A 5,145-nucleotide genomic window follows, 5' to 3' on the forward strand; every position below is an offset into this window, starting at 1 on the left:
GTGTACTCCTGCGCCGCCGTATACATATGGCGGAAATTCTCTAGTATAAAAAAGTGCTTTCATATAAAATCCATTAAATGCAATGCTAAAAAAGAAATTAGATAATCACAATTGCCCTTTTTAGTAAAATTTAAAAAAAATAACATACCACTAATTAAGTAGGTATTTCGTTGAAAATCAAATAAATCAAGGGGCAAATTTTGCTAAAATTGTTAATAACCATAATAGCATTTAAATTTAAATTTTTTTAAACACACTATTAGTTAATCACGCTGTTATAAAGGAATTGATAAGGCTTAGTTGGCTATATCATTTACTCTGATATAAACATACAAAATTATTTATTAACAATTTCACACTAGGTCTATTTTTGAGAAAAATAACCTATTTGTTTAAATTTAGGACTTTTTCAATAATGAAAACTCTAAATGCATCCGTTTTGCTACGGTAAAAGTTGCATAAAAATACCTTTGTTGAGAATTATATAATGAAGAAATGTTATTTCGTTAGATCAACAAAACAATATTAAAATTGAATTCTCAAAAATTAATCATTCAGTTTAAGTACCGCCATAAACGCTTGCTGTGGAATTTCCACATTCCCAACTTGTCGCATACGTTTTTTACCTTTTTTCTGTTTTTCTAAAAGCTTACGCTTACGAGAAATATCACCACCATAACATTTTGCAGTTACATCCTTACGTAAAGCCTTAATTGTTTCGCGAGAAATAATTTTTGCACCAATAGCTGCTTGAATTGGAATATCGAATTGTTGACGTGGAATTAATTCTTTCAATTTCTCACACATTTTTTTACCTATATGTTGCGCATTATCGGCATGTATTAATGCAGAAAGTGCATCAACAGTTTGAGCGTTTAACAGTATATCTAATCTTACTAATTTTGAAGTTTTCATGCCAATAGGCGAATAATCAAAAGAAGCATAGCCTTTCGATACTGTTTTTAAACGATCGTAAAAATCGAAAACAATTTCTGCTAAAGGCATTTCAAAAGTTAATTCAACACGCTCAGTAGTTAAATACGTTTGGTTAAGTACAATGCCACGCTTTTCAATACAAAGCGACATTACGTTTCCAACAAAATCAGATTTTGTAATTATAGTTGCTTTTATATAAGGTTCTTCAACTCTGTTAATTGTCGAAGGGTCTGGTAAGTCAGAAGGGTTATTTACTATAAAAGGAGTGTCTGGGTTTTTATTTGTGAATGCATGATACGAAACGTTGGGAACGGTTGTAATAACCGTCATGTCAAACTCACGCTCTAAACGTTCTTGAATAATTTCCATGTGAAGCATCCCTAAAAACCCACAGCGAAAACCAAAACCTAAAGCCGCAGAACTTTCAGGGATGAATACTAACGAGGCATCATTTAACTGTAGTTTTTCCATAGAGTTACGAAGCTCCTCATAATCCTCAGTGTCAACGGGGTAAATACCAGCAAATACCATTGGTTTTACATCCTCAAAACCTTCAACAATATTGGTTGTAGGATTTGCGAAATCTGTAATGGTATCACCAACTTTTACTTCTTTTGCGGTTTTTATACCTGTAATTAAATAGCCAACATCACCCGTTTTCACACTTTGTTTTGCAACTTGGGTGAGCTTTAAAGTTCCAACTTCATCTGCATAATATTCTTTATCAGTTGCAACAAATTTTATTTTTTGACCCTTTTTTATTTCACCATTAAACACTCTAAAGTAGGTTTCAATACCTCTAAAAGTATTATAAACCGAATCGAAAATTAAAGCTTGAAGCGGCGCATTAGGGTCGCCTTTAGGGGCGGGAACACGCTCAATAACCGCTGCTAGAATATTTTCAATACCAAACCCTGTTTTTCCACTTGCATGAATTACTTCTTCTGGTTTGCAGCCTAATAAATCTACAATATCATCAGTAACTTCTTCTGGATTTGCACTTGGTAAATCAACTTTATTAAGAATTGGAATAATCTCTAAGTCGTTTTCTAGCGCTAAATATAAATTAGAAATGGTTTGCGCCTGTATACTTTGTGCAGCATCAACAATTAACAAAGCGCCTTCACAAGCTGCAATAGAACGAGATACTTCATAAGAAAAATCGACGTGTCCAGGTGTGTCTATAAGATTTAATACATATTTTTCACCTTTGTATTCGTAGTCCATTTGGATGGCGTGCGATTTAATAGTAATACCACGTTCGCGTTCCAAATCCATACTATCCAGTAATTGATCTTGCTTTTCTCTAGCGGTTACCGAGCCTGTAGCATCCAATAATCGATCTGCAAGGGTGCTTTTACCGTGATCAATATGTGCAATAATGCAAAAGTTTCTAATGTTCTTCATAGTCAACAATCTTCATAAAAAGATTTGGCAAATATAGGGTATTTATCAACCTTTTAAGCGAATATTTAATTAGCAATTAATCTTGCCACTCAGCAATAAACAAATTAGTATCGCGCCCTCCACCGTTATTTCTATTCGATGAAAATGCTAAATATTTACCATCATTTGAAAACACAGGAAATGCATCAAAAGTTTCGCTATGCGTTACGCGTTCAAGATTTTTGCCATCAATATCTATTAAATATAAATTGAACGGAAACCCGCGTTCTGCCTCAAAATTTGATGAGAATAATATTTTATTTCCCGATGGATGAAAAAACGGGCTCCAATTCGCATTGCCTAAATCGGTTAATTGACGCAATTTGCTTCCATCGGCATTACAAATATAAAGCTCCATATCGGTCGGTTCCACTAATCCTTCAGCTAGTAGTTCTTTATATTCTTTAATTTCTTGTTCGGTTTTTGGGCGTGAAGAACGGAATATGATTTTTGTGCCATCTGGCGAAAAGAACGCGCCGCCATCATAACCCAATTCGTTAGTAATTTGTTTTACATCACTTCCGTCAAGATTCATGGTATATAATTCTAAATCGCCACTTCTAGTCGAAGTAAATACTATTTTATCCCCTTTTGGCGAAACGGTAGGCTCTGCATCGTAGCCTTTTTCATTGGTAAGTTGATTAACAATGTTTCCCTCTAAATCAGCTACAAAAATATCGAATGTATCGTAAACGGGCCAAATGTATTTTCCGTTTTTACGCAAAGGTGTATCAGGGCAATTTTCATTACCTAAGTGTGTTGATGCATAAATAATATGTTTATTATCTGGCATAAAATAGGAACATGTGGTTCTGCCTTTTCCTGTACTTACCATTGGTGGCGCAATACTATCGGTAAATGTTTGGTTGGCATTCATTAAAAACATTTGGTCGCAGTTTACTCCCCATTTTTTATTGTTAGATTGAAACACAATTTGTTTATCATCAAAACTCCAATATGCTTCAGCATTATCACCACCAAAAGTAACCTGGCGTATTGATTTAAAATGGTTTTCTCCAGAGAAAATTAATGAGTCTTTAGTGTTTTCGGTTTCTTTTTCAACATTTTTCTTAGGTTCATTTTTACAAGCTATAATAGCAAACACAAATATGATGAGGTAAATACGATTCATTTAAAAAAGTTTATAGGTATTGATTAAATTTGTGCAAAATTAATATATATAACCATGAAACACTTAATCGTTTGTCTTTTTTTAGTTTTTTTGATTGCTTGTAAAAAAGAAAAAACAAAAACAATAACTATTAAAGAAGATGTTTCCTTTTTATCTGATGATGAATTAGAAGGCCGACAAACAGGAACAGATGGCGAAAAGAAAGCTGCTGAATACATTGCAAAACGTTTTGATAAAATGGGGTTAGAGGCAAAAGGAATAAATGGCTTTTTTCAAACCTTTACGTTTAAACCAAAAACAAATCCTCACCAAAAAGTGAATTACACCGTAAAAGAAGGTGATAGTACCATTACCGGAACAAACGTAATTGGTTTTATAGATAATAAAGCGGAAAACACTATTGTTATTGGTGCACATTACGATCATTTAGGATATGGCGCAGAAGGGTCTTTGTTTAGAGGCGAAAAAGCGATACATAATGGCGCGGATGATAATGCCAGTGGCGTTGCTGTTTTACTAAATTTAGCTAATAAGCTTAATAGTGAAAACAAAGGGAATAACTATTTGTTTATAGCTTTTTCAGGAGAAGAAATGGGGTTATTAGGTTCTAACTACTTTGTGAAAAATGCGACCATTGCTACTGAAAAAATGAACTATATGATAAATATGGATATGGTAGGGCGATTAAAAGTAGACAGTACACTGGCGGTTTATGGCGTTGGAACGTCACCTATATTTAAGCAAACGCTGAATTCACACAATGAGAATTTTAAACTTATTCAAAAAGAATCAGGTATTGGCCCAAGTGACCACACATCATTTTATAATATTTACATTCCTGTTTTACACTTTTTTACTGGGCAACATGAAGATTATCATAAGCCAAGTGATGATTTTGAAAAGTTAAACTATAAGGGCATGCAAATCATTTCCAATTATATTTTTGAGATTATTTCAGATTTAGATAATAACGGAAAATTACCTTTTAGAAAGACAAAAAATGAGAGTGAAGAAACGCCTCGATTTAAAGTTGGTTTAGGTGTCATACCTGATTATATGTTCGATGGAAAAGGTATGCGAATTGATGGAATTAGTGAGGAGAAGCCTGCCCAAAAAGCAGGATTACAAAAAGGAGATATTGTCGTAAAGTTGGGCGATAGTATAGTGACAGACATGATGAGTTACATGAAAGTGTTAGCAACATTTAAAGAAGGTGATAAAACTAAAGTACAGGTACAACGAGAAAACGATTTAATAGAAGCAGAAATAGAATTTTAGATATATCATTAGTTTTCAATACTTTTGCACTCCAATTTAAATAATGTGGTTAAAATAGACAACATAGAATTGCCCGACTTCCCATTGCTGTTAGCACCTATGGAAGACGTTAGTGACCCGCCGTTCCGCGCCCTTTGTAAAGAACAAGGCGCCGATGTTGTTTATACCGAGTTTGTATCGAGTGAAGGTTTGATTCGTAATGCCGCAAAAAGCGTTATGAAGTTGGATATTTATGAAAAAGAGCGACCAGTTGGGATTCAAATTTTTGGCGCAAATATGGAAAGCATGTTAGAAACAATAGACATTGTTTCTGCTTCAAAACCAGATATTATCGATATTAATTTTGGTTGCCC

Annotated in this window: 4 protein-coding genes; 2 read left to right on the forward strand and 2 right to left on the reverse strand. The window is 33.8% G+C overall.

All coding sequences use genetic code 11. The features are described 5' to 3' along the window. Positions 1–546: 546 nt before the first annotated feature. The gene (lepA, locus tag WBN21_RS02955; protein WP_424197807.1) at positions 547–2,343 is read right to left on the reverse strand and encodes a translation elongation factor 4; all 1,797 of its coding nucleotides are present in this window, start codon (positions 2,341–2,343) and stop codon (positions 547–549) included. Between the two features lie 76 nt (positions 2,344–2,419). Beyond that, on the reverse strand, positions 2,420–3,514 hold the full coding sequence (locus WBN21_RS02960) for a TolB family protein (protein WP_424197808.1): 1,095 nt from the start codon (positions 3,512–3,514) through the stop codon (positions 2,420–2,422). Positions 3,515–3,568: 54 nt separating this feature from the next. Between WBN21_RS02960 and WBN21_RS02965 the strand changes: the two genes are divergently transcribed. Further along, entirely contained in the window at positions 3,569–4,792 is a 1,224-nt protein-coding gene (locus WBN21_RS02965; RefSeq protein WP_424197809.1) for a M28 family peptidase, read from the forward strand. Positions 4,793–4,837: 45 nt separating this feature from the next. Next, the coding region (locus WBN21_RS02970) for a tRNA-dihydrouridine synthase (protein WP_424197810.1) at positions 4,838–5,145 on the forward strand (308 nt) is incomplete at its 3' end.

The sequence above is a fragment of the Algibacter sp. genome (assembly GCF_049667265.1).
GTDB lineage: Bacteria > Bacteroidota > Bacteroidia > Flavobacteriales > Flavobacteriaceae > Algibacter_B.